Genomic DNA, 22305 nt, shown 5'->3' on the forward strand with positions numbered 1-22305 from the left:
AAGAACGACAACGACGCGACAGTGAAGCGATAGAAAAAAACAAGGCACAACAACGATGGCCGCTGACAAGCAAAACCTGCAAGACGCCTTCCTCAACCATGTCCGCAAAGCCAAGGTGCCGGTCACGATCTTCCTGATCAACGGCGTCAAGCTGCAGGGCGTGATCACCTGGTTTGACAACTTCTGCGTGCTCCTGCGCCGCGACGGCCAATCGCAGCTCGTCTACAAGCATGCGATCTCGACCATCATGCCCGGCGCCCCGATCAGCCTCTACGAAGGGGAAGACTGATCGCACACGACCCGCAGGACGAAACCGATCTCCTGTCCGAAAGGGCGGGCAATCGGTTGCGGGACACCGCCGTTGCTGCCACCCGCACCTGGGTGCTGCATCCGGCGTTGAAATCGGCCAATGCGCGGCGCCTGCCTGAACACGGCCTGGCCGAGGCCGTGGCGCTTGCGGCAGCCTTGCCCGAGCTTGAGGTCTGCGGCTCCGAGGTCGTCCGTCTGGCGCGCACCCATCCCGGCACGCTCTTCGGGTCGGGCAAGCTGGCCGAGCTGAAGGCGCGCTTCAAGGCAGACGGCATCGACCTGGTCATCGTCGATGGTCCGGTGTCCCCGGTCCAGCAGCGCAACCTCGAAAAGGAATGGGGGGTAAAGCTGCTCGACCGCACCTCGCTGATCCTGGAAATCTTCGCCGACCGCGCGCGGACGCGCGAGGGCGTGTTGCAGGTGGAACTCGCCGCGCTCAGCTACCAGCGCACGCGCCTGGTCCGCGCCTGGACCCACCTCGAACGCCAGCGGGGCGGCTTCGGCTTCGTCGGCGGCCCGGGCGAGACGCAGATCGAATCCGACCGTCGCGCCATCGACGACCAGGTGGTGCGGCTGCGCCGGCAGCTCGACCAAGTGGTCAAGACGCGGGAACTCCACCGCGCCGCCCGCGCCAAGGTGCCGTTCCCTGTCGTGGCGCTGGTGGGCTACACCAACGCCGGCAAGTCCACTCTGTTCAACCGGATCACCGGGGCCGAGGTCATGGCCAAGGACATGCTCTTCGCCACGCTCGACCCCACGATGCGCGGCGTCGTGCTGCCCTCCGGGGCGAAGGTCATCCTGTCCGACACCGTGGGCTTCATCTCGGACCTGCCGACGCAGCTTGTCGCCGCCTTCCGCGCCACGCTGGAAGAGGTGCTGTCGGCAGACCTGATCCTCCACGTCCGCGACATCAGCCATCCCGAGACGGTGGAACAGGCCGCCGACGTGACCGACATCCTCGCGAGCCTCGGGGTCAAGGAGGAGACGCCGATCATCGAGGTCTGGAACAAGCTCGACCTTGTCGATGCCTCCCAGCGCGAGGCGCTGACAGCGCAGGCGGCGCAGCGGCCGATGGTGCTGCCGGTCTCGGCGCTGACGGGCGAGGGGGTGGAGGCGCTGCTCGCCCTCGTCTCGCGCACGCTGGACGAGGATCGGGCCGAGGCCGTCCTGACCGTCCCCTTCGACCAGGGCCGCCGCCGCGCCTGGCTGCACGAACAGGGCGTAGTGAAAAAGGAAACACAGACCGAGACCGGCTGGCAGATCACCGTCCGCTGGACCGCCCGGCAAGAGGCACGATGGCAGCGGTTGTAAGGGGTCTGGGCCTCTGGGCCCTGGCTGCTCTGGCGCTGTTCCTGCCTGCGCTGGAAGGGATTCCCGGCGACTATCTGGGGCAGGGCTATCCGCTGACGCCCGGGCTGGTGGTGACGGGGCCGGGGCTGCTGCGCGATGCGGCGCTCGCGACCCTGCCCATCGCGCCGGTCGCCGCGCTCGCCGCCTGGGCGGGGACGCGCTGGCGGGGGCTGCCGCTGCTTGCCTCGCCGCTCGTTGCGCTGCTCTGGCTTCTTGCCGCCGCGACCGTGATCGCGCCCTTCGCCGTGGATTTCGGCAACACCTGGTCCGGGATCGAGCCGCTGGCCGAGCTTTTCCTGCACCCGGTCCTCACGCCGCTTGCGCTGGTCTCGCTGCTGGCGGCCACGGTCTTCCTGCTGAGGCCCTCGGACCCCACCGCCGGCTGAGACCGGACGGAAGCGACAGAACCTGTTGACGAAACGTTAATGTGGCCCTGCAAGTCCTTGAAATCGCAAGATCCGCTTGCCTGTCCACGGTGGACGTATCGGCTCAGGCCTGGGCCACGATCCCGCGATCGATCAGCGCGCCGATCTGGCCCGAGCCAAGGCCCAGCACCTCGGCCAGCACGGCCTCGCTGTCCTGGCCAAGGCGCGGCGCGGGGGCGGGCGGGCGGCGCGCGAAGCCGGACCAGGCGACCGGGCTGCCCGGCATCAGGTAGGGTCCGATCCCCGGTTGCTCGACCCGGGCGAACATCGGGTTCTCCTCCGAGAGGTCGGGATCCTCGGCCACCGCGCCGGCAAAGCTGCGGTAGGGGCCCCAGGTCAGCCCGGCGGCATCGAACAGCCGCGCCACCTCGGCGCCGGTCCGGGCGGCGAACCAGGGGGCGAGATGCGCGGTGATCCGGTCGCGGGCATGCCAGCGGTCGCCCTCGCCCCGAAGCTCCAGCCCCTCGGCCTCTAGCGCCGGGCCGATCCCCGTCACCTTCACCAGCCCGCGCCACTGCCGGTCGGTCAACCCGACGACCATGATGCGCTGCCCGTCGGCGCAGAGGAAATCCTGCCCATAGGCGCCGTAAAGCGCGTTGCCATGGCGCGGCCGGTCCACCCCGTTGACCGTGACTTCGCCGATGATCCCCAGATGCCCCAGCATCGCCGCCGCCACGTCCTTCAGTGCCAATTCGGCCAACTGGCCCTCTCCGGTGCGCAGCCGGTGCCGTTCGGCGGCCAGGATCGTGCCGACCAGCATCTGCCCGGTGATGCAGTCCCAGGCCGGCAGCACATGGCCCACCGGCTCGGTCATGCCGGCTGGGCCCGTCGCCAGCGGAAAGCCGAGGCCGGGGTTGATCGTGTAGTCCACCGCCGGCTCGCCGCGCCGGGTCCCGATCACCGAGACCATGATCAGATCCGCGCGCCGGGCCGAGAGGGCGGGATAGTCGAGCGGCCCCTTGCCGCGCAGGTTGGTCAGGAACAGTCCGGCACCGGGGCCGGGAGCGGTGATGAGCGCTGCCATCAGTTCCACCCCCTCGGGCGCGGAAAGGTCGATCGCGACGCTGCGCTTGCCCTTGTTCATGCCGGCCCAGAACAGGCTTGCGCCGCTGTCCGTCACCGGCCAGCGCGCGGCGTCGAGACCGCCCTGCAGCCGGTCCACCCGGATCACCTCGGCCCCCATCTGCGCCAGGGTCATTCCGGCCAGCGGTGCCGCGACGAAGGCCGAGCTTTCGATCACCCGCATTCCGTGAAGCGGCGCGGTCATGGGGTCCATCCGATCTCGGCCTGCATGCAGCAGATGCCCTCGCCGATCACCGTCGCCAGCGCCTGCGTGCCCGCCTCCGCAGGCCAGCCGCGCAGATCGACACGGTCGAAATGGAACATCGGCCGCACGCCGCGAAAGCGGAACCGGACGGGCAGGGCGCCCCCCGCCTCGGCCCGGGCGGCCTGCATCAGGAACATGGCCTGCATCGGCCCATGCACCACGAGACCGGGGTATTTCTCGACCCCGGTCGCATAGGGCAGGTCGAAATGGATCCGGTGCGCGTTGAAGGTCAACGCGGAAAAGCGGAAGAGCCGCACCGTGTCCATCGTCACCGGATGCGACCATGCCGCCCCCTCCGGCGCGGGGACGGGCGGGGGCGGGGTGAAACGGTCGGGCATGGCGACATAGACGATGTCCTGCTCTTCGCGCACCGCGAGGCCCTCGGGCCCCTCGATCTCGTGGCCCACGGTGACGAAGACCATCCGCCCGGTCGATCCGGTCTTTTCCGCCACCTTCAGGATGGTGGAGCGCCGGTGCATCGGCCGGCCGATCCGCAGCGGGGCGAGGAACTCCAGCCGCCCGCCCGCCCACATGCGGCGTTCCAGCGGGACCGGCGGCAGGAACCCGCCCCGCGCCGGGTGGCCGTCCGGGCCGAGGCCGCCCATCGGCGTCTCGGGCAGCCAGCCCATCCAGTGCCAGAGCGGCGGCAGGGGCGCCCCCTCGGCAAGATCGGCCATGGGGCTTTCCAGCGTGGCCGCCATCTGCCGCGCCTGCCGCGCGGTCACCACATCCTCGGCCTCCTCGCGGCGTCCGACCCAATCGGCGAATGCTGACGACATGATCTGTCCCTTGAGACTGCGAATGCGCAATGATGTTGCGCAATGCTCAAAGGTCAAGCGCGGCCTTTGGTCACGCTGCAGGTGCAGAAACGGCGAGAGCCGCTCAGTTCGCCGGGGTCAGCACCATGACCCCCACCGCAGCGGCGCGGGCCAGTTCGGGGTCGAGCGACATCGGAATGTATTCCCCCCGCCGCCACAGCTCGCCCAGGTCGTCATAGTGGCGGCTCAGCGGGTGGCCCGACTGGCCGGTGGCGGTGATGAAGACCGAACTGTCCGGGTCGGCGAAGTCATAGACCCCGCGATAGCCCGCGGCATGGACGTTCTGGTAGGGCTCCGGCCCCTCGCCGCGCGTGACCCCGCGCATCAGCGTGTCGTCCCCGCCGCTGGTCGATTGCCGGATGTTGACGAAATACTTCAGGATCGGCACCTCGCCCAGAACCGGATGGTCGTGCACCGCCTGGTGCGCATCCCCCCAGCGCCAGCTTTCCAGGTTCGGCCCGTAGCGTTCGGTCAACTCGACCAGCGCATCGTCCAGCGCGATCCGCGCGATGTCGGTGCAGCTTTCCACCGCCGCCGACTGGATCACGTCGCACCAGATGCTCGCGCCCCCCACGTTGCGATAGACCCGCTCGATGAAGACCGGCGAGATATGGGTGAAACTGTCCGCCATCGCCCCCAGCTCGTCCTGGATGAGCCGCTTCTGCAAGGCGCGCAGCCAGGCCTCGGCGATCAGCGGCTCGGGCAGATGCTCGTTCATCTCGCCGTTCCATTCCGCCAGAAGGATCAACGCCCGCTGCCGCAGCCGTTCCGGGGTTCCGTCCGGCGCGGCCTCGCCGGTGAACCACAGATCCGCCCCGATCAGCGGCAACAGCGCCCGCGCCGTCGGGTTCACCGTGTCAAGCTGTGCCTCGATGAAACTTTCCCGCGTGTGCACCTCGCGCGCCTTCATCAGCGCCAGCCAGCGCTGGATGCGCTGGGTGTCGCCCCAGTCGAAGCTGACATGGTTCGGGAAGGGCCGATCCACCGTCTTGTTGTTGGTGTTGCCCAGAAGGCCCGAGGCCGGATCGCGGAAACGCGGATTGTCCTCGTAGGGCAGGATGCCCTTGAACCCCACCGCCGGGTCCGACCCCAGTGCCGGCAGCCTGCCTTTCGACGGATGCGCCGCATCGCGTGCCGGGATCGCCCCCATCACCTGCATCGCGATGCCGCTCCCGTCCGCCAGCATCACGTTCTGCGCCGGCGCGATCACCTTCCGCCCCGCCTCCAGCGCCTCGGGGATCGACCTGGCCTTCATCAGCGCCATCGCCCCGCTGACCGAAGTGTCGGCCCCCGAGAGCGCGGTCCAGCTGATCGCCGCCACATGCCCCGCAGGCGTGATCGTGCCCAGGTTGTAATGCCCGCCCGGCAGGATCGGCCCGTTGCGCGACCAGCGCAGGGTCAGCGTCACCGGATCGGCATTCTTGACCCGGATGATCGACTGGCGGCTTTCGAACCGGGCCCAACCGTCCGGGGTCCGGTATTCCTCGGGATTGTCCGGGTTCAGTTCCTCGATCACCACGTCCTGGTCATCGACATAGGCCGTTGTCAGGCCCCAGCCCAGAGCATCCGATCGTCCGACCAGCACCAGGGGCGTGCCGGGGATCGTGCCGCCGATCACGCCGCCCGACTGCAACTCCAGCCGCGCGAGGTACCAGATCGTCGGCGCGGTCAGTCCAAGGTGCGGGTCGTTGGCCAGAAGGCTGCCCCCCGCCGCCGAGCGTCCGGGCATCGCGGCCCAGGCGTTCGACGCGCCCGCCATTCCCGGATCCGCCACGGGCGAGAACGGCCCGCCGGCAAAGTCCATCGGTGCCACCAGCGGCGCCACCCCGGGCACCAGGCTGGCATAATCGGGCAGCGCCGCGACCCCCTGTCCCGGATCGTCGGGCAGGATGTCGGCTAGCCGCTGCGGCGACAGAAGCAGCGAGACGCGCGCGCGCAGCACCTCGGATTGCAGCGCACCTGACAGTTGCAGCGCCATCAGCTTCAGGATCGCAATCGAATCCGCCGGCGCCCAGGCCGAGATTTCCGGCTCGAACAGGAAGAACTCCGGCGCCCCCCGGCCGCGCGCGCCAGCGTTGACCTCGCCGATCCAGGCATTGACCCCGGCGGAATAGGCCTCAAGCGCGCGGCGGGTCGGCTCGTCCTGCGCTTCGACGGATTGCAGGGCCAGACCGTAAAGGTCATAGCGTCGCATCAGCTCGTCCACCTGCACCGTGGCCGGGCCGAACAGTTCCGACAGGCGCCCCTGCACCGTGCGCCGCAGCATGGTCATCTGCCACAGGCGGTCCTGCGCATGGGCAAAGCCAAGGGCAAAGAACACATCCTCGTCCGTCTTGCCGAAGATATGCGGCACGCTGTCGTTGTTGCGCACGATCTCGACCGGCGCCGAAATGCCGCGCAGGGTGAAGTCCTCGTCATAGTCGATCAGGGACCGCGACAGGATATAGTAGACCAGAAGGACCGCGACCACGCCCAGGACGGTCATGCCGGTGGCGATCCGGATCAGCCAGCGGAAGGCGGTCAGCATTTGGGCCTGTTCATGACGGCATGTCCTTGACGGAAGACTGCAGATCGGTCCTAGTCCAAGCGCCGGTCAAGGGCAATGATGAGGGGGAGCCGATGGCGAAAGTGTCATTTCTGGGCCTGGGGGTGATGGGCTTCCCGATGGCGGGACATCTGGCCGCGAAGGGGCATCAGGTGACGGTCTACAACCGCTCGTCCGCCAAGGCCGAGGCATGGGTCGCCCGCCATCCCGGCCGCTCTGCCCCCAGCCCGCGCGAGGCCGCTGAGGGCGCCGAATTCGTCATGGCCTGCGTCGGTAACGATGATGATCTCGTCCAGGTCTGCACCGGCCCCGATGGCGCCTTTTCCGGCATGGCACGGGGGGCGATCTTCGTCGATCACACCACCGTGTCGGCCACCGTGACTCGCAGGCTCGCGGCAAAGGCCGCTGCGCTCGGCCTCGCCTTCGTCGATGCGCCGGTCTCGGGCGGGCAGGCGGGGGCCGAGAACGGGCAGCTCTCCATCATGTGCGGCGGCCGACCCGAGGATTACGCCCGCGCCGAGCCGGTGATGGCGTCCTACGCCCGAATCTGCCGGCGGATCGGCGACAGCGGGGCAGGGCAGCTGGCCAAGATGATGAACCAGATCTGCATTGCCGGGCTGATGCAGGGCCTCTCCGAGGCGCTGGCCTTCGGCGAGAAGGCGGGTCTCGATGGCGAGGCAGTGGTCGAGGTGATCTCGCAGGGCGCGGCGGGATCCTGGCAGATGGTCAACCGCCACAAGACCATGCTGAAGGGCGAGTTCGACTTCGGCTTCGCGGTGGACTGGATGCGCAAGGATCTGGCGATCTGCCTCGATACGGCCGACGAGATCGGCGCGCGCCTGCCCGTCACCGCGCTGGTGGACCAGTTCTACAAGGACGTGCAGCTGATGGGCGGCGGCCGCAACGACACCTCCAGCCTGATCCGCCGCCTGCGCTGAGCCCAGGTTCGAGCCACCGGGCCGCACCCAGGCCCGCCGCGCGCTGCCCGATCGCCCGCGCAAGCCGCTCGCACGGTCATGTGTCTTGCCCTTTTCCCAAATACTCCCGCCGGAGGCATCCGACAGCTGCACCGGGCGCGCCGGCGACAGGACGGGGAAGGCGCGGGATCGGGGTTGACAAAACCCTAACGTCCGCGCGCAACATATTGTTTCTGCGATGAAATCCGGAAATGTCCACCGTGGACGGGCTCAGGGGATGATCCGGGTGTACTTGACCCCGGCCAGCGAGGCCCCGGCGATCAGGCCCTGCTGGCCGAAGACAAGCGCGATCACGTCGTTCAGCTCGGTCGATTCCTTCCCGATCGAGGCGCCCTCCTCGGGGCTGGCATAGCGGATGTCCCCGCTCACCGCCCAGCCCGAGGAGCGGCGGAACTTCTCCAGCGCCTCGGGGGTCATGAAGAACAGGGCATGGGCATACTGCTGTGCCCCGATCTGCAGCCCGAAGGACCCCTTGGCGGCGGAATAGTAGTCCACCGTAACCCCCTGGATCCGCAGCGCACCGCGTCCGAAGGCCCCGCCGAAGCCGGCGCCGACTTCGGTCATCAGGGGCATGTAAAGGACGCCGGCCGCCCGACTGGCCAGGTCGCGCGTCCCCGGATATTGGGAGAACAGGAAGCTTTCGGTCGCCGAAACCCGCGCCTCGATCTGGTTTGCCCCGTTCGATCCGATCCCGTTGTTGCACCCCGAAAGTGCGCCCGTCGCGGCAAGCGCCCCCGCGCCCAGCACAAGCCCGCGCCGCGTCATCCACATGTCGGTCATCTGTTCCGCCCTCTCATGCCTCTTGGGGTCTCAAGGCCCCTTGGCTGCCACCCTAGCCGCTTTCCCGCCGCCTGTCATGCCCGATGCAGCGCACCGGCGGGCGCATGCCTAGCCGGTCAGCGTGGCATAGAGCGCGAAATCCTCGGCCGCGACCTCGCGCAGCAGCGCCGCCGTTGCCGGGGTCAACTCGGTCGTCCCCGCTGGCGAGACGTTCAGGCGGGGCAGGGTGATCTCGCATTCCAGCCGGTCTTCCAGGAACCGGACGAACCCGTCGATCTCTTCATACCTGAACAGTCGGTCCACCCCGACGCCCTGACGCGGCCGCAGGAACTTTGCCTGGCTCCCCACGTCGGCGAAATCCGGTCGTGGGTCGCTGCACCAGGCGCGGACGAATTCGTCGAAGCTCATGCCGCGCGTCGATTTTCCCGCATCCGCCTCGTCGCGCTGGCGGAACCGGTACCACGACCCCAGCCAGTCGGTCGGTTCGCGCATCAGTGCGACCAGCGTGAAGCTGTCCTTCGAGGCCGCCTCGAGATAGGGCCCGATGAACCGGCGGTAGCGGTGGACCGTCGTGTGCTTCAACAACGGCGGGCGCTGGATCGACACGGCGGCCAGCGATTCGAGGGCGGCCGCGATGGCGGTCGAGCCAGTCTTGGGCGTGGCCAGAAACGCGAGCCTCTGTTCCCAGAACACCAGCATCATTGCCCCATTCACTCGATTTCTCGAACGACGCCCGCTTGGGGCGAGCGCGTATCAACACTCCCTTAACCAAAGCCGGGGAAAACTGCCATCACGAGATTTGAGTTGAAATGTTCCCCGTTTGGTCTCATAAGTACAAGAACACTTGGGGAACACCGGCAAGGATTGCCGCCACGATGCGGCTATGAAATAAGGAGAACGACATGGCGGTGGCTAACCTTCTCGACCTCGGGGGCAAGCGGGATATGGACAAGTCGAAGGCGCTGGAATCGGCGCTGGCACAGATCGAGCGGCAGTTCGGCAAGGGCTCGATCATGAAGCTCGGCGCCGACAGCCCGGCGATGGAGATCGAATCGACCTCGACCGGCTCTCTGGGCCTCGATATCGCGCTGGGGATCGGCGGCCTGCCCAAGGGCCGGATCATCGAGATCTACGGGCCGGAATCCTCGGGCAAGACGACGCTGACGCTGCATGTCGTGGCCGAAGAGCAGAAGAAGGGCGGCGTCTGCGCCTTTGTCGATGCGGAACATGCGCTTGACCCGCAATATGCCAAGAAGCTGGGCGTCAACCTCGATGAGCTTCTGATCTCGCAGCCCGACACCGGCGAACAGGCGCTGGAGATCGTGGACACTCTGGTGCGTTCGGGAGCGGTCAGCCTGGTCGTCGTCGACTCTGTCGCGGCTCTGGTGCCCAAGTCGGAAATCGAAGGGGACATGGGCGACATGCAGATGGGCAGCCAAGCCCGCCTGATGTCCCAGGCGATGCGCAAGCTGACGGCCTCGATCGGCCGGTCGAATTGCATGGTCATCTTCATCAACCAGATCCGCCAGAAGATCGGCGTGATGTTCGGCAACCCCGAAACCACCACCGGCGGCAACGCGCTGAAGTTCTATGCCTCGGTCCGGCTGGATATCCGCCGCATCGGCGCGATCAAGGATCGGGAAGAGGTCGTGGGCAATACGACCCGGGTCAAGGTGGTGAAGAACAAGGTCGCCCCGCCCTTCAAGCAGGTCGAGTTCGACATCATGTATGGCGAGGGCATCTCGAAGACCGGCGAACTGATCGACATCGGCGTAAAGGCCGGGGTCGTGGAAAAGTCGGGCGCCTGGTATTCCTTCAAGGACGAACGCATCGGCCAGGGCCGCGAGAATGCCAAGGCCTTCCTGAAGCAGAACCCCTCGGTCGCGCTGGAGATCGAGGACAAGATCCGCGCGGCCAACGGGCTCGATTTCACCATGGCCGGCGACGAGTCCGCCGAAGTGCTGGACGAGTGAGCGATCACGTCACCATTGACGAGCTGATGGCCGCGCTGCCGGGGGTGCTGTCTGCACCCAAAAGCGGCAGCGCGGTCGAACTTTTGTGCCTGCGTCCCGATTTCGGCCAGCGTCGTTTCGTTGATGAGATCATGGTGACCAGGGCGCAGGGCATCCCCGGCGAGCGCTGGGGCAGAACGCCCTGGCTCAAGCTACCCGACGGGAGCGGCCATCCGGGCATCCAGGTCTCGATCCTGCCCCGTCGGGTGCTGGACCTGGTCTGGCGTGACCGCGAGAACGTTGTCCATCCCGGTGACACGTTCGTGTGCGATCTGGACATGTCGGAAGCCAACCTGCCCGCCGGCACCCTGCTGGCGGTGGGTACGGCGGTTCTGCGCGTGTCCAAGGTCTGGAACGACGCCTGTGCCAAGTGGAAGGTGCGGCACGGCGAGGCGGCCTTCACTTGGGTCCGCGCCCACCCGGAGCTGCGGCTGCGTGGCGTCCTCTGCTCGGTCGAACGGGACGGCGTGATCCGCAACGGCGACGTCGTCGAAGTCCTGCGCTGAGCGTCCTTTTTTCCCAAGGCGGCGGCCCGGCTGTGGACAGGCCCCTTGCGGGGGGCTACATGGGGGGCCGACCATACGTTTCCGCCGCAAGGACCGTCCCGACATGGCCTCGTTGAACGACATCCGCTCGACCTTCCTCGACTTCTTCCGCCGCAACGATCACCGGGTGGTGGAAAGCTCGCCCCTGGTGCCGCGGAACGACCCGACGCTGATGTTCACCAACTCGGGCATGGTGCAGTTCAAGAACCTCTTCACCGGAGTCGAGACGCGGGACTACAAGCGCGCGACAACGGCGCAGAAATGCGTGCGGGCAGGGGGCAAGCACAACGACCTAGACAATGTCGGCTATACGGCGCGGCATCATACCTTCTTTGAAATGCTGGGGAATTTCAGCTTCGGCGATTATTTCAAGGAACAGGCCATCGCCTATGCCTGGGAGCTCTTGACCAAGGACTTCGGCCTGCCGAAGGACAAGCTTCTGGTCACGGTCTATCACACCGACGACGAGGCGGCGGAGTATTGGAAGAAGATCTCGGGTCTTTCGGACGACCGCATCATCCGCATCGCCTCGGACGACAACTTCTGGCGCATGGGTCCGACTGGCCCCTGCGGTCCCTGCACGGAAATCTTCTACGACCACGGGCCGCACATCTGGGGCGGTCCTCCGGGCAGCGCCGAGGAGGACGGCGACCGGTTCATCGAAATCTGGAACAACGTCTTCATGCAGAACGAACAGTTCGCCGATGGGCGTCTGGTGCCTCTGGAGATGCAGTCGATCGACACCGGCATGGGGCTGGAGCGGATCGGGGCGCTTCTGCAAGGCAAGCACGACAACTACGACACCGACCTGATGCGCTCGCTGATCGAAGCCAGCGCGAATGTCACCAGCCAGGACCCTGACGGGCCAGGGAAGATCCACCATCGGGTCATCGCCGACCACCTGCGGTCAACGTCCTTCCTGATCGCCGACGGCGTCATGCCCTCGAACGAGGGCCGTGGCTATGTCCTGCGCCGCATCATGCGTCGCGCCATGCGCCATGCGCACATGCTTGGCGCGCAAGATCCGGTGATGCACCGCCTCGTCCCGGCGCTGGTGCGGCAGATGGGCGGCGCCTATCCCGAACTGTCGCGGGCGCAATCGCTGATCGAAGAGACGCTGCGCACCGAAGAAACCAAGTTCAAGCAGACCCTCGACCGCGGGTTGCGGCTCTTGGACGACGAACTTTCCGGCCTTCCCGAAGGCGCGGCGCTTCCGGGTGCGGCGGCCTTCAGGCTGTACGACACCTATGGCTTCCCGCTGGACCTGACGCAGGATGCCCTGCGCGAGAAGGGACGGGAGGTCGATGTCCAGGGCTTTGACGCGGCAATGGCCGAACAGAAGGCGAAAGCCCGAGCCGCCTGGTCGGGAACCGGGGCTTCGGGCGATGCAAAGATCTGGTTTGACCTGGCGGAAGAGCACGGCGTCACCGAGTTCCTGGGATATGAGACCGAAACCGCCGAGGGCGTGATCACCGCGCTGGTGCGGGACGGGGCGGTCGTCGGTCAGGCAGCCATGGGCGAGACAGTGCAGATCGTGGCCAACCAGACGCCATTTTACGCTGAAAGCGGTGGACAGGTGGGCGATGCAGGTCTGATCCGTACCCAGACCGGTACCGCAGAAGTGACCGATGTGAAGAAGGCCGCCGGCATCTTCATCCACATTGCGACAGTGACGGAAGGCACGATCATCAAGGGACAGCCGGCAAAGCTGGAGGTGGCGCATGCGCGCCGCGCTGCGATCCGCGCGAACCACTCTGCCACGCACCTGCTTCATGAGGCCTTGCGCCGGACCTTGGGCGACCATGTCGCGCAGCGGGGATCGCTCAATGCCGCAGACCGCCTTCGGTTCGACTTCAGCCATTCCACGGCGATCCAGGCCTCGGACCTGGCCGCCATCGAGGCCGAGGTCAACGCCTTCATCCGTCAGAATTCGCCCGTCGAGACCCGGATCATGACCCCCGATGATGCCCGCGCCATCGGTGCGCAGGCCCTGTTCGGCGAGAAGTACGGCGATGAAGTCCGCGTCGTTTCGATGGGCAAGCTGGAGGGGTCGGGCAAGGGCAGCGACGGCAAGACCTACAGCCTTGAGCTTTGCGGGGGCACGCATGTGCAGCGCACCGGTGACATCGGCTCGATGGTGATCCTGTCGGAAAGCGCCTCCTCGGCCGGCGTGCGGCGGATCGAGGCCTTGACGGGGCAGGCGGCGCTGGATCACTTGCGCCAGCAGGATGCGCGGCTGAATGATATCGCTGCCATCATCAAGGCCCCGCCGGCCGAGCTCGCAGACCGGATCCGCGCACTCTTCGAGGAACGCAAGGCGCTTGCGAACGAGGTTGCCCAACTGCGCCGCGAGGTGGCGATGGGGGGCAAGGCAGCCGGCCCGGAAGCCAAGGAAATCAACGGCGTGAAGTTCGTTGCTCAAGTGCTGTCGGGCGTGTCCGGCAAGGATCTTCCGGCGCTGATCGACGAGGTTAAGGCCAGGATCGGCTCGGGTGCCGTGCTGCTTATCGCAGACACGGGCGCCAAGCCGGCGGTCGCCGCGGGCGTGACCCAGGACCTGACCGGAAGACTTTCCGCCGTCACCCTTGTGAAGGCCGCGGCCGAGGCCCTTGGCGGCAAGGGCGGGGGCGGCCGTCCCGATCTGGCCCAGGCGGGCGGCGCCGACATCGGTCAGGCCCAGGCTGCGATCAAGGCGGCCGAAGCCGCAATCGGAGGATGACCATGCCCACCGCTCTGTGGATCGCCCACGTTCACGTCACGGATGCAGAAGCCTATGGCCGCTATGCCCGGGAAGCCGGTCCTGCCATCGCGGCCCATGGCGGCGTCTTTCTCGCCCGGGGCGGGCGCTATGTGCAACTGGAGGGCAACGACCGCGCCCGCAATGTCGTCGCCCGGTTTCCGAGCCTGGAAAAGGCGGTGGAGTGCTACAATTCCCCCGCCTATCAGGCTGCCCTCGCCCATGCGAAGGGCGCCAGCGTCCGGGATCTGATGGTTGTCGAGGAGATCGAGTAAGGTTTTCCGCAAATTCAATGCGGTATCTTCCCGGGTCTGGACGATTTCTGCTAGATTGTCGAAAACGTCGAGGTCGGGCTGATGTTCCTGTTCTGTGAGGGCACGTTCTGATGTGCCGCTGGGCCGCCTATACCGGGGCGCCGATCTTCCTGGAGGAGATCATCAGTCGCCCCGGTCACTCACTGATCCACCAAAGCCACTGTGCTACTCAGTGCCACACGGCGATCAACGCTGATGGGTTCGGCATTGCCTGGTATGGCGCCAAGCCGGAGCCAGGGCTGTTCCGCGATGTGCTTCCGGCATGGTCGGACCCGAACCTGAAAAGCCTGACGGCACAGGTCCAGTCGCACCTCTTCCTTGCGCATGTGCGGGCCAGCACCGGAACGGCCACCAGCCGCAACAACTGCCACCCGTTCACCCATGGCCGGTGGAGCTTCATGCACAATGGTCAGGTCGGAGGCTATGACAGCTTCCGTCGCGATGCCGACATGATGATCCCCGAGGCACTGTATCCCCACCGCAAGGGCGCCACCGACAGCGAGGCGCTTTTCCTCGTGGCACTGGCCGAGGGGCTGGATGACGACCCCCGGGGCGCGCTGGAACGGGCGGCGGCGCGGTTCATCCGGCTTGCCCGAGAGAAGGGTGCGGCTCCGCATCTGCGGATGACGGCGGCACTGTCGGACGGAAAAAGGCTGTATGCCGTGCGCTATGCGACGGACGCTGCGGCCCCATCGCTCTACCATCGCTGGTCCGACAGCCGGCAGGGCAGGGCCGTGGTGTCCGAGCCGCTGGAAGCCGAAGAAGGCGGCTGGGAGGAGGTGCCCTCCTACAGCTTCTGCACCTTCGAGGGCGAAACCGCCATGGTCGAGGATTTCATGCCCTGTCGGCTTGCGGCCGTCGCCTGAGCCTGCGGCTCCCGGGGCAGAGGCCCTGCGCGGACCCCGCACCGGATCGCGACATTCCGATGCTGCTGTGCCCGAAAGCCGGACAAGACCTTGCGCCTTTGTCGGTATGCGGCAGCATGCCGATAAAACCATGGATATCCTCGAAAAATCTGGATAAGCGCAAGGCGAGACAATCCGTTCCGGATCACTGATCATGCCGATTTCCGACCACCCGCTGCGCTATGCCACGGTCAACGAGCTGCACGCACGGCCTTTCCCGTCGCTGGAGGTGCCCTCAACGGCCGTCTATGTGGCGATCAAGGAGCCTGTTCAGGCCCAGAACCGCGATCGCGACCGCGACCGTGCGCATCTTGTTGCGCTTCTTGACCGCAACGGCTCGGCGCATCCCCAGCCGGGGGCCACGCATTTCCAGGGGCCGATCGGCCGGGCAGAACTGAAATGGGAAAGCCATACCGAGTTCGTCACCTACACGGCCTTCAGCCGGGGCCTGTCGGCGCGGCCTTTCGATCCGGCCGAGGCGGAGGTGCTGCCCGAAGACTGGCTGGCCGACGCGCCCGGAAAGCGCCTGACATCAGTTCTGATCCGGGTGGAGCCGATGCCGGCCAACGATGCAGAACTGCTGAGGCGGGTGGACGAGTGGTTCGTGCCCGAGAGCCTGGCGGTAAGCCGCGTCGTTGACGGCGCTGCCGTGGTTGCGGGAGATTTCCGGATCGACCCGGCCGGACACATGCGGTTTGCCGTCTTCGTCGCGCCCGGAACCGGCCGGAGGCGCGTGGGGCGGATCGTGCAGCGCCTGTGCGAGATCGAGACCTATCGGGCGATGTCGATGCTGGGGCTGATGCGCTCGCGGGATCTGTCGGCGCGGCTGAATGCCCTTGACCCCAGGCTCTCGGCGCTTGTCTCCGGCCTGGACAACGCGGAACCCGCGCCGGAAGCCGCGCTGCACGACCTTCTGACCATTTCGGCAGAGCTGGAAAGCCTGGCGGTGCAGTTCTCCTTCCGCTTCGGGGCGACAGCGGCCTACGAGGCGATCGTCAACCAGAGGATCGAAGTGCTGCGCGAACAGCGCATCGAGGGGCGGCAGACCTTCGCAGAGTTCATGATGCGCCGCTTCGATCCAGCGATGCGAACGGTCAAGTCGTCGGAGAACCGGCTGGCCGCGATGGCAGAGCGGGCGGAACGGGCGGCAGAACTCTTGCGGACACGGGTGGATGTCGAACGGTCAGCGCAGAACCAGAAGCTTCTGGAAAGCATGGACAAGCGCGCGGACCTGCAATTGCGGCTGCAGCGCACGGTCGAGGGCCTGTCGACGGTCGCGATCAGCTACTATGCCGTGAACCTGGCGGCCTATCTGCTGGAACCCGCAGCACATGCCCTGCACATCAGCCATGGGGCGCTCTTGGCGGGACTGGTGCCCGTGGTGGTGCTGGCGGTCTGGCTCATGGTTCGGCGCATCCGCAAGGTGCTGCACTAGGCGGATGCTCCTCCTGCGCCTTCGGCTGCTCGTCGCGCGCCATGCGAGGAGCACCGAAGTTGACGACGAGCCGTATCCTCACCGGCCGCGGATGCGGGGATCGAGCGCGTCGCGCAGCCCGTCACCGATGTAGTTCACCGACAGGACGGTCAGCGAGATGGCCAGGCCGGGCCAGACCACGCGCTCGGGATAGACCTGCATGTATTGCAGGCCATCGAACAACAGGCGACCCCAGGTCGGGAAGTCGGGCGGAAAGCCGAGGCCAAGGAAGCTGAGCACGCTTTCCGTTATGATCGCCTCGGCCACGCCGAGCGTCGCCGCGACCATGACCGGCGAGACCACGTTCGGCAGGATGTGCCGTAGGATGATCCGGTTCGGCTTCGCCCCGATCGAGCGGGCGGCGAGCACATATTCGCGCTCCTTCAGCGTCAGAACCTCGCCGCGCACGATGCGCGCCGTGGCCATCCAGGACGTGATGCCGATGGCGAACACGATCAGGGTGAAGGCGCCAAGCTCGGGGCCGATCATCCCGGCGATGCGGTCGCGGAACAGCATCACCATGACCAGCAAGAGCGGGATCAGCGGCAAAGCAAGGAACATGTCGGTCAGCCGCATCAACGGCCCGTCGAGGCGGCGGAAATAGCCGGCAAGGATGCCAATGAATGTGCCGAAAACGATGGCGATGACCATGGCGACCAGGCCCACCGCCAGCGAGACCCGACCCGCCAGCAGCATCCGGGACAGCATGTCGCGTCCCAGCTGGTCGGTGCCGAGCGGAAAGCGCAGGGACGGCCCCTGGTTCTTCAGCTTGATCGCCTCGGCCACCGTCAGCTTCTCTGGCACCCAGAGGTATGGTCCGATAAGCACGGCGAGGATGAGGAGTCCCAGGGTGATCAGACCGAACAGGGCGCCCTTGTGCGTGCGGAACTGGTTCCAGATGTCGCGCAGCTGGCTCGACGGTTTCGGCTGGGTGGCGCTGGCGTCAGTCATAGCGGATCCGCGGATCGAGGAGGCCGTAGAGGATGTCGGCGATCAGGTTGAAGAGCACGATCAGGACCGCGAAGATGAAGGCGAGCGTCTGCACCATCGGCAGGTCGTTGGCGTGGATCGCGCCGATCAGGGCCGCACCGATGCCGTTCACGCCGAACAGGTTTTCGGTGATGATCGCCCCGCCGAAGATCGCCGGGATCCCGAGCGCGATCACCGTCACCACCGGGATCAGCGAGTTGCGCAGGACATGCTTCAGCACGACGGTGCGTTCGGACATGCCCTTGGCACGAGCTGTGCGGACATAGTCCATCCCCATGTTGTCCAGCATCGAGGACCGCATGTAGCGGCTGATCGCGGCGGCGTTGGCCAGGCCCAGGGTCATGACCGGCATGGCCATCTGCTTGATCTGCTTGACGAAACTCGCCCAGTCGTTGACGACCAGCTGGGTGTCGTACTTGGTCGGGAACCAGCCCAGCCAGACGGCGAAGACGATGATGAGCAGTGTGCCGGAAAAGAAGGTTGGCACCGAGAAACCGATCATCGCGAACAGGGTACCGGCCTGGTCGAACCAGGAATACTGCCGGTAGGCCGAATAGATACCGATCGGCACGGCAATCAGAATGCCGACCAGATAGGCGGTGCCGATCACGGTCAGTGTCTGGGGCAGGCGCTGGCCGATGATGGTGAAGACGGGGCTGCGCGACTGCCAGGACAGGATGCGCTGTTCACCTTCCGCAAGCGTCGTGCCGAACCAGCCGTCGATCAGGCTGGCGGGCTCGACCCAGAAGAACTGCCGCAGCCACAGGAAATAGCGCACGAAGACCGGCTGATCGGCCCCCAGCGCCTCGATCATCTTCTGCCGCACATCCGGCGGTACGGTCAGCGGGATCTCGGCCATGGGCGAGCCCGGGGCCAGATCGACCAGCAGGAAGATCACCAGGCTGATGACCAGCAGGGTCGGAATGGCCAACAGCAGCCTGCGAAGCGTGAAGGTGAGCATGCAGCTCTCGCATGACGGGAAGGAAGGAAGATGCGGGGCCGGATTGCTCCGGCCCCACCCGGGTCAAGTCACTTGACGCGGAACCAGTCCGCGACGTTCCACATCTCCGAGTCCCAGGCGTTGATCTGAACGCCGCCCAGGGTGTTGGAATGGGCCGACAGGGTGCCGCGGTGGACCAGCGGGATCACGATCATGGAGTCCTTCGTCACCATGTCGTTCAGCTTCTTGGCAATCTCCTGACGGGCCGCGATGTCGGTCGTGGTCGCCATGGTCGCGTAAAGCGCGTCGTATTCCGGGTTGCAGAAGCGGTTGATGTTCTCACCCTGCCACTGGGTTTCCGGGGTCGGCGCGTTCTTGCACTGGTACTGGCCCAGATAGCTTTCCGGGTCCGGGCTTTCCGAGTTGTTGGCATACATCTCGATGTCTGCGTAGAACTTCTGGAAGGTGTCCGGCGAGCCCGGATCGCCGCCGAAGAACACGCCCGGGTCGATGGCCTTCAGTTCCACCTCGACCCCCAGTTCCGTCCACCAGTCCTTTATCAGCGCCTGGAAGTCCTGGCGGATCGGGTTGACGGTGGTCTGGTACAGAAGCTTCAGCTTCTTGCCGTCCTTGTCCCGCACGCCGTCGCCGTCGCTGTCCTTCCAGCCGGCTTCGTCCAAGAGAGCCTTGGCACCTTCCATGTCCTGCGCGATGCAGCCCTCGTTGTCCGAGGCCCAGCCTTCCGGCCCGGGGATCACGTTGCAGGTCGGCTTGCCGCCGGCGCCATAGCCGACTTCGACCAGGATCGAGCGGTCGATGGCCTTGGACAGCGCCGTGCGCACCTTGATGTCCGACAGGATCGGGTGCGGATGCTTGGCGGTGGAACGCTCGCCTTCCGGCAGGGCCGGGTCGGGGTCGGTGGTGTTCGTTTCCAGCCGCTCGACCAGCGTGCCGAAGGCGACGACGAACTGGCCCTTGCCGGCGGCCAGCATCGAGGCCTGGGTGTCCGGTGGGATCTGGGTGTTCCATGCATAGTCGAACTCGCCCGTCTCCATCACGGCGCGGGCCGAGCCTTCCGCATCGCCGCCGCCCTTGATGACGGCGGTCGCGAAGGCCGGCTTGGCCGGATCACGGTAGTTCTCGTTCGCGGCCAAGGTCACCGTGTCGTTCACCGTGAAGCCGGTGACCTTGAACGGCCCGGTGCCGATCGGCATGTTGTTGGCGTCGGTGCAGGTGGGGGCAGCAGCGCCGAGGCAGGCCTCGAACTGCGCCTTCTGCAAGACGGGCGACAGCGCGCTGACGAAGGCGGTATAGGGGTTCGCCTTCGGGCCGTTGAAGGTGACCTTGATGGTCTGGGGATCGACGGCCTCCACCGAAGCGACACCCTCGTATTTCGTGGCCTGGCTGCAACCGCCTTCCGGATGGGTGCAGTATTGCCAGGTGAAAACGGCGTCATCTGCCGTCACCGGGGTGCCATCCGACCATTTCAGATCGGGCAGGAGCTTCCAGGTGATCGAGGTGCGGTCCTCGGAAATGCCGCCGTTTTCCAGCGTCGGGATTTCGGTGACCAGTTTCGGGATCAGCACGCCGTTGGGGTCCAGACCGGCCAGCGGCTCCAGCACCATTGAGGACGCATAGATGTCCTTGGTCCCGCCCGACAGGTAGGGGTTCATGATCGACACGGCCTGCGGGAAGGTGAGTTTCACCTCGCCGTCGGTGCCGCGTTCGGCAAAGGCCGCGGGGGCAATGCCCAGCACGGCAACGGCGCCCATAAGGGCGGCTCTCAGTTTCATCGCGTCTCTCCTTGTTGGTTACGCTCGTTTGCCTCGGGCGCGCCGGTTGATCCGGCGGCGGGTGTATAGAGATGACAGGCGACCATGCGCCCCGGCTCGACTTCGACAAGGTCGGGCTTCACGGTCTTGCAGATGTCCATGACCTTCGGGCAGCGGGTGCAGAAGTTGCAGCCCTTCGGCGGGTTCGCCGGCGAGGGCACGTCGCCCTTCAGGATGATGCGCTTTCGGCGGGCGGCAAGCTCGGGGTCCGGCTCGTTCACGGCAGACAGAAGCGCCTCGGCATAGGGATGCAGGGGGCGGGCGTAGAGATCTTTCGAGGGAGACAACTCTGCGATCCGGCCCAGATACATCACTGCGACCCGCTGCGCGAGGTGGCGGACCATCGACAGGTCGTGGCTGATGAACAGATAGGTCAGCCCCAGTTTTTCCTGCAGATCCTCCAGCAGGTTCACCACCTGGGCCTGGATCGAGACATCCAGTGCCGCGATGGGTTCGTCGCAGACGATGAATTTCGGCTTCAGCGCCAGCGCGCGGGCGATCCCGATCCGCTGGCGCTGCCCGCCGGAAAACTCGTGCGGGAAGCGGTTCACGAAGCGGCGGTTCAGGCCGACCTGATCCATCAGCTCGTAAACCCGCTCCAGCTTCTGCGCCCGCGACCAGTCGGTGTGTTCATCCAGGGGTTCCGAGACGATCTCGGCCAGGGTCATGCGGGGATTGAGGCTGGCCTGCGGATCCTGGAAGACCATCTGCATGGTCGGTCGCTTCTTCCGCAGGGCTTCGGGTGGCAGGCGGGCGACATCGTCGCCATCGATGATGACCTGGCCGGCAGTCGGTTCATAAAGCCGCAGCATGGCCCGACCGACGGTCGACTTGCCGCAGCCGGATTCGCCGACCAGCCCGAGCGTCTGACCCGGAAGGATCTGGAAGGACACGCCATCGACCGCCTTCACGTCCCCGACATGCCTGCGGAAGATCCCGGCGTAGATCGGGAAATGCATCTTCAGGTCGCGGACCTGAACCAGGGGCGCCGGTCCTGCATCAAGCATCGGCTGCCTCCCGTCCTGCGGGCGCATGCCAGTGGCAGGCAACATCGTGGCCCCGTCCGATCGGAAGCCCGTCCACGGCCCGACGCGACGGGTTCATCGCGTCGCAGGCGTCGTGCCGGAACTCGCAGCGGGCACGGAACGGGCAGGCCGTCAGCGGCGCGGTCAGGATCGGCGGCTGGCCCTCGATCACCTTCAGCCGCGCCTCGCGGTCCCCCGTAATGCGGGGAATGGTCTGCAACAGGGCCCGGGTGTAGGGGTGCTGCGGGTTTGCGAACAGTTCGCGCACGGGGGCCTGCTCGACGATCTGGCCGCCATACATCACCATGACCCGGTCTGCGATTCCGGCAATGACCCCAAGGTCATGCGTGATCCAGACGATCGCCATCCCCAGCTTCCGCCTCAGTTCGCGCACCAGTTCGAGGATCTGCGCCTGGATCGTCACGTCCAGCGCCGTGGTTGGTTCGTCGGCGATCAGCACGTCGGGGTCGCAGGCCAGCGCGATGGCGATCATCACCCGCTGGCGCATGCCGCCGGAAAACTGGTGCGGATACTGGTACAGCCGGTTGCGCGCATCCGGGATGCCGACCAGTTCCAGAAGCTCGACGGCCCGCGCCTCGGCCTGGGGCTTCGTCATCTTCATGTGCTTGATCAGCGGCTCCATGATCTGGTTGCCCAGCGTGAAGACCGGATTGAGGCTGGTCATCGGGTCCTGGAACACGAAGCCGACCTTGGCCCCCCGAACCGTGCGCAACTCGTCGTCGCTCATCGACAGGAGGTCGCGCCCGTTCAGAATCGCCTGACCGCCACGGATCTCGGCCGGAGGCATTGGCAGAAGGCGCAGAAGCGACATCATCGTCACCGACTTGCCCGAGCCGCTTTCACCCACGACGCCCAGCAGTTCGCCCCGACGCAGGTGGAAGCTGACATCGTTCACGGCGTGAATTTCGCCACCGCGGGTGCGGAAAACGGTCTTGAGATCCTTGACCTCAAGGACAGACGCGGCCCCATCGGCCATTCA

General features: G+C 66.3%; 20 protein-coding genes. 10 read left to right on the top strand and 10 right to left on the bottom strand.

Annotation, left to right across the window (positions count from 1 at the left end; all coding sequences use genetic code 11):
* Positions 1 to 55: 55 nt before the first annotated feature.
* Genes hfq through ACK4IU_RS05335 form a run of 3 tightly spaced genes read left to right on the top strand, consistent with a single transcriptional unit; the run spans position 56 to position 2045 of the window.
* Positions 56 to 289: an RNA chaperone Hfq gene (gene hfq, locus ACK4IU_RS05325; RefSeq protein ID WP_008028786.1), complete on the top strand. Its 234-nt coding sequence runs from the start codon at positions 56 to 58 to the stop codon at positions 287 to 289.
* A gap of 56 nt (positions 290 to 345) precedes the next feature.
* Entirely contained in the window at positions 346 to 1620 is a 1275-nt protein-coding gene (gene hflX, locus ACK4IU_RS05330) for a GTPase HflX (RefSeq protein ID WP_409732405.1), read from the top strand.
* On the top strand, positions 1605 to 2045 hold the full coding sequence (locus tag ACK4IU_RS05335) for a hypothetical protein (protein ID WP_409732407.1): 441 nt from the start codon (positions 1605 to 1607) through the stop codon (positions 2043 to 2045). The genes hflX and ACK4IU_RS05335 overlap by 16 nt, the downstream gene beginning before the upstream one ends.
* 103 nt (positions 2046 to 2148) lie before the next feature.
* Here ACK4IU_RS05335 and ACK4IU_RS05340 read toward each other — a convergent pair whose 3' ends face one another.
* The 3 genes from ACK4IU_RS05340 to ACK4IU_RS05350 all read right to left on the bottom strand — a co-directional run bounded on the left by ACK4IU_RS05340 (position 2149) and on the right by ACK4IU_RS05350 (position 6756).
* Positions 2149 to 3351 carry a CoA transferase gene (locus ACK4IU_RS05340; protein ID WP_409732409.1) on the bottom strand — a complete coding sequence of 401 codons (1203 nt, stop codon included), beginning with the start codon at positions 3349 to 3351 and terminating at the stop codon, positions 2149 to 2151.
* Positions 3348 to 4190, bottom strand: coding sequence for a MaoC family dehydratase N-terminal domain-containing protein (locus tag ACK4IU_RS05345; RefSeq protein ID WP_409732411.1), 843 nt, complete (start codon positions 4188 to 4190; stop codon positions 3348 to 3350). The genes ACK4IU_RS05340 and ACK4IU_RS05345 overlap by 4 nt, the downstream gene beginning before the upstream one ends.
* A gap of 103 nt (positions 4191 to 4293) precedes the next feature.
* Complete coding sequence (locus ACK4IU_RS05350; protein ID WP_409732413.1) at positions 4294 to 6756, bottom strand: penicillin acylase family protein; 2463 nt, start codon at positions 6754 to 6756, stop codon at positions 4294 to 4296.
* A gap of 92 nt (positions 6757 to 6848) precedes the next feature.
* On the opposite strand from ACK4IU_RS05350, the gene ACK4IU_RS05355 reads away from it, so the two are divergent.
* Positions 6849 to 7712, top strand: a complete 864-nt coding sequence (locus tag ACK4IU_RS05355) for an NAD(P)-dependent oxidoreductase (protein ID WP_409732415.1) — start codon at positions 6849 to 6851, stop codon at positions 7710 to 7712.
* A gap of 249 nt (positions 7713 to 7961) precedes the next feature.
* Here ACK4IU_RS05355 and ACK4IU_RS05360 read toward each other — a convergent pair whose 3' ends face one another.
* Together ACK4IU_RS05360 and ACK4IU_RS05365 are read right to left on the bottom strand one after the other, a co-directional pair.
* A complete protein-coding gene (locus tag ACK4IU_RS05360; RefSeq protein WP_409732563.1) occupies positions 7962 to 8522 on the bottom strand; it encodes a YSC84-related protein in 561 nt (186 codons plus the stop codon).
* A gap of 117 nt (positions 8523 to 8639) precedes the next feature.
* Positions 8640 to 9230: a hypothetical protein gene (locus ACK4IU_RS05365; RefSeq protein WP_409732565.1), complete on the bottom strand. Its 591-nt coding sequence runs from the start codon at positions 9228 to 9230 to the stop codon at positions 8640 to 8642.
* A gap of 203 nt (positions 9231 to 9433) precedes the next feature.
* Between ACK4IU_RS05365 and recA the strand changes: the two genes are divergently transcribed.
* The 6 genes from recA (at position 9434) to ACK4IU_RS05395 (ending at position 16479) form a co-directional block, all read left to right on the top strand.
* The gene (gene recA, locus ACK4IU_RS05370) at positions 9434 to 10504 is read left to right on the top strand and encodes a recombinase RecA (protein WP_409732417.1); all 1071 of its coding nucleotides are present in this window, start codon (positions 9434 to 9436) and stop codon (positions 10502 to 10504) included.
* 26 nt (positions 10505 to 10530) lie between these two features.
* Positions 10531 to 11049, top strand: a complete 519-nt coding sequence (locus tag ACK4IU_RS05375; protein WP_409732567.1) for an MOSC domain-containing protein — start codon at positions 10531 to 10533, stop codon at positions 11047 to 11049.
* Positions 11050 to 11152: 103 nt separating this feature from the next.
* On the top strand, positions 11153 to 13807 hold the full coding sequence (gene alaS, locus ACK4IU_RS05380; RefSeq protein ID WP_409732420.1) for an alanine--tRNA ligase: 2655 nt from the start codon (positions 11153 to 11155) through the stop codon (positions 13805 to 13807).
* A gap of 2 nt (positions 13808 to 13809) precedes the next feature.
* On the top strand, positions 13810 to 14100 hold the full coding sequence (locus ACK4IU_RS05385) for a DUF1330 domain-containing protein (protein WP_149587037.1): 291 nt from the start codon (positions 13810 to 13812) through the stop codon (positions 14098 to 14100).
* A 110-nt stretch (positions 14101 to 14210) separates the two neighbouring features.
* Positions 14211 to 15005, top strand: a complete 795-nt coding sequence (locus tag ACK4IU_RS05390; RefSeq protein WP_409732422.1) for a class II glutamine amidotransferase — start codon at positions 14211 to 14213, stop codon at positions 15003 to 15005.
* A 190-nt stretch (positions 15006 to 15195) separates the two neighbouring features.
* The gene (locus tag ACK4IU_RS05395) at positions 15196 to 16479 is read left to right on the top strand and encodes a DUF3422 family protein (protein ID WP_409732569.1); all 1284 of its coding nucleotides are present in this window, start codon (positions 15196 to 15198) and stop codon (positions 16477 to 16479) included.
* Between the two features lie 78 nt (positions 16480 to 16557).
* On the opposite strand, the gene ACK4IU_RS05400 is transcribed toward ACK4IU_RS05395, so the two are convergent.
* The 5 genes from ACK4IU_RS05400 to ACK4IU_RS05420 form a co-directional block, all read right to left on the bottom strand.
* A complete protein-coding gene (locus ACK4IU_RS05400; RefSeq protein ID WP_409732424.1) occupies positions 16558 to 17469 on the bottom strand; it encodes an ABC transporter permease in 912 nt (303 codons plus the stop codon).
* Complete coding sequence (locus ACK4IU_RS05405) at positions 17462 to 18469, bottom strand: ABC transporter permease (RefSeq protein ID WP_149587033.1); 1008 nt, start codon at positions 18467 to 18469, stop codon at positions 17462 to 17464. The genes ACK4IU_RS05400 and ACK4IU_RS05405 overlap by 8 nt, the downstream gene beginning before the upstream one ends.
* A 68-nt stretch (positions 18470 to 18537) precedes the next feature.
* Positions 18538 to 20241, bottom strand: a complete 1704-nt coding sequence (locus ACK4IU_RS05410) for a peptide ABC transporter substrate-binding protein (RefSeq protein WP_409732426.1) — start codon at positions 20239 to 20241, stop codon at positions 18538 to 18540.
* Complete coding sequence (locus ACK4IU_RS05415) at positions 20238 to 21287, bottom strand: ABC transporter ATP-binding protein (protein WP_409732428.1); 1050 nt, start codon at positions 21285 to 21287, stop codon at positions 20238 to 20240. Before ACK4IU_RS05415 ends, ACK4IU_RS05410 begins: the two co-directional genes overlap by 4 nt.
* Positions 21280 to 22302, bottom strand: coding sequence for an ABC transporter ATP-binding protein (locus tag ACK4IU_RS05420; protein WP_409732430.1), 1023 nt, complete (start codon positions 22300 to 22302; stop codon positions 21280 to 21282). Before ACK4IU_RS05420 ends, ACK4IU_RS05415 begins: the two co-directional genes overlap by 8 nt.
* Positions 22303 to 22305: the final 3 nt, after the last annotated feature.

Source organism: Tabrizicola flagellatus, assembly GCF_046295235.1.
GTDB lineage: Bacteria > Pseudomonadota > Alphaproteobacteria > Rhodobacterales > Rhodobacteraceae > Tabrizicola > Tabrizicola flagellata_A.